Genomic DNA, 2,339 nt, shown 5'->3' with positions numbered 1-2,339 from the left:
GAATACGGTGGTTCAGTCACCAGATGTATTGACTGACACGCTGCCTTCGCGAGCAAGCCCGCTCCCACACAAGCCCCGCTCCCACATTATTTTTGCCGTCTGTAAATCCTCCTGCGTTCTGACAATCCCTCGCTACACTCGATCTAAGACTAAGGTCGTCTGGAACCTCTACGGCAGCCGCATACAGTGGATACGTTCCAAAATAATAAAAAAGCTGTGCTGCGAGGATAAAAACAATGAACGACAGCATTTACCTCTCGATTCAAAACAGCCCGCGTTTCAAGGAGCTGGTGAGAAAAAGGGAACGATTCGCCTGGATTCTCTCGGCGATCATGCTCGGGCTTTACTCCGCTTTCATCCTGTTGATCGCCTACGGGCCACAAGTGCTGGGGGCCAAGATCAGCCCCGGTTCTTCGATTACCTGGGGCATTCCCCTGGGCGTCGGACTGATTGTGTCCGCCTTCATCCTGACCGGCATCTACGTGCGCCGGGCCAATGGTGAATTTGACGACCTGAACAATGCGATTCTCAAGGAGGCTGCGCAATGATCGGTCGTCTACTGGCACTACTCGGCGCTTCGTTCTTCGCTCCGGCCCTCTGGGCTGCGGACGCATTGACCGGCGAAGTGCACAAACAACCCCTGAACGTATCGGCCATCGTGATGTTTGTCGCGTTTGTCGGTGCCACCCTGTGCATCACCTACTGGGCATCCAAGCGCAACAAGTCGGCGGCCGACTACTATGCGGCCGGTGGCAAGATCACCGGTTTCCAGAATGGCTTGGCGATTGCTGGTGACTACATGTCGGCGGCGTCCTTCCTGGGGATTTCCGCGCTGGTGTTCACGTCCGGTTATGACGGCCTGATCTACTCGATCGGCTTCCTGGTGGGCTGGCCGATCATTCTGTTCCTGATCGCCGAGCGCCTGCGTAACCTGGGCAAGTACACCTTTGCCGACGTGGCGTCCTACCGCCTCGGGCAAACCCAGATCCGCAGCCTGTCGGCGTGTGGTTCCCTGGTGGTGGTGGCGTTCTACCTGATCGCGCAGATGGTTGGCGCGGGCAAGCTGATCCAGCTGCTGTTCGGCCTGGACTACCACGTTGCGGTGATCCTGGTGGGTATCCTGATGTGCATGTACGTGCTGTTCGGCGGCATGCTGGCGACCACCTGGGTGCAGATCATCAAGGCAGTGTTGCTGCTGTCCGGTGCCTCGTTCATGGCGCTGATGGTGATGAAGCACGTCAACTTCGATTTCAACATGCTGTTCTCCGAGGCGATCAAGGTTCACCCTAAAGGTGAAGCGATCATGAGCCCTGGCGGCTTGGTGAAAGATCCGATCTCCGCGTTCTCCCTGGGCCTGGCACTGATGTTCGGTACCGCCGGCCTGCCGCACATCCTGATGCGCTTCTTCACGGTGAGCGATGCCAAGGAAGCGCGTAAGAGCGTGCTGTATGCAACCGGCTTTATCGGCTACTTCTATATCCTGACCTTTATCATCGGCTTCGGCGCGATCCTGCTGGTCAGCACCAACCCGGCGTTCAAGGACGCAGCAGGCGCCTTGCTCGGTGGCAACAACATGGCGGCGGTGCACCTGGCCAACGCGGTGGGTGGCAGTATCTTCCTGGGCTTCATCTCGGCCGTGGCGTTCGCCACCATCCTCGCGGTGGTTGCCGGCTTGACCCTGGCCGGTGCGTCGGCGGTGTCCCATGACCTGTACGCCAGCGTCATCAAGAAAGGCAAGGCCAACGAGAAAGATGAGATTCGCGTGTCGAAGATCACCACCGTGGCCCTGGGTGTATTGGCAATCGGCCTGGGTATCCTGTTCGAAAGCCAGAACATCGCATTCATGGTCGGCCTGGCGTTCTCGATTGCGGCCAGCTGTAACTTCCCGGTGTTGCTGCTTTCCATGTACTGGAAAAACCTCACCACCCGTGGGGCCATGATTGGCGGCTGGCTGGGCTTGATAAGTGCCGTGGGCCTGATGATCCTTGGCCCGACCATCTGGGTCTCGATCCTGCACCATGAAAAAGCCATCTTCCCTTATGAGTACCCGGCGCTGTTCTCGATGATCATTGCGTTCGTCGGCATCTGGTTCTTCTCCATCACCGACAAGTCGGCGGCGGCAGAGAAAGAGCGTGCGCTGTACTTCCCGCAGTTTGTGCGTTCGCAGACTGGCCTGGGGGCGAGTGGGGCGGTTTCTCACTAAGGTTATCGCTGGATAGGAAAATACCCCGGTCGCAAGGCCGGGGTATTTTTTTGCCTGGGGTTCTGTGTTGCTGCTGATATTGCTTTCGCGAGCAAGCCCGCTCCCACATTTGACCGCATTCTCATGTTGGAACTCG

2 protein-coding genes are annotated in these 2,339 nt (G+C 57.8%); both read left to right on the top strand.

Annotated elements, in window-relative coordinates:
- The first annotated feature begins 236 nt into the window (after positions 1-236).
- Complete coding sequence (locus tag NUV89_RS29255) at positions 237-548, top strand: DUF485 domain-containing protein (RefSeq protein ID WP_003190001.1); 312 nt, start codon at positions 237-239, stop codon at positions 546-548.
- Positions 545-2,203 carry a cation acetate symporter gene (locus NUV89_RS29250; protein WP_257784052.1) on the top strand — a complete coding sequence of 553 codons (1,659 nt, stop codon included), beginning with the start codon at positions 545-547 and terminating at the stop codon, positions 2,201-2,203. Before NUV89_RS29255 ends, NUV89_RS29250 begins: the two co-directional genes overlap by 4 nt.
- The last annotated feature ends 136 nt before the right edge of the window (positions 2,204-2,339 follow it).

Source organism: Pseudomonas sp. 18.1.10 (assembly GCF_024655625.1).
GTDB lineage: Bacteria > Pseudomonadota > Gammaproteobacteria > Pseudomonadales > Pseudomonadaceae > Aquipseudomonas.
Note: the sequence above shows the minus strand (reverse complement) of the source record. Positions and strands in the feature narration are given on the sequence as shown.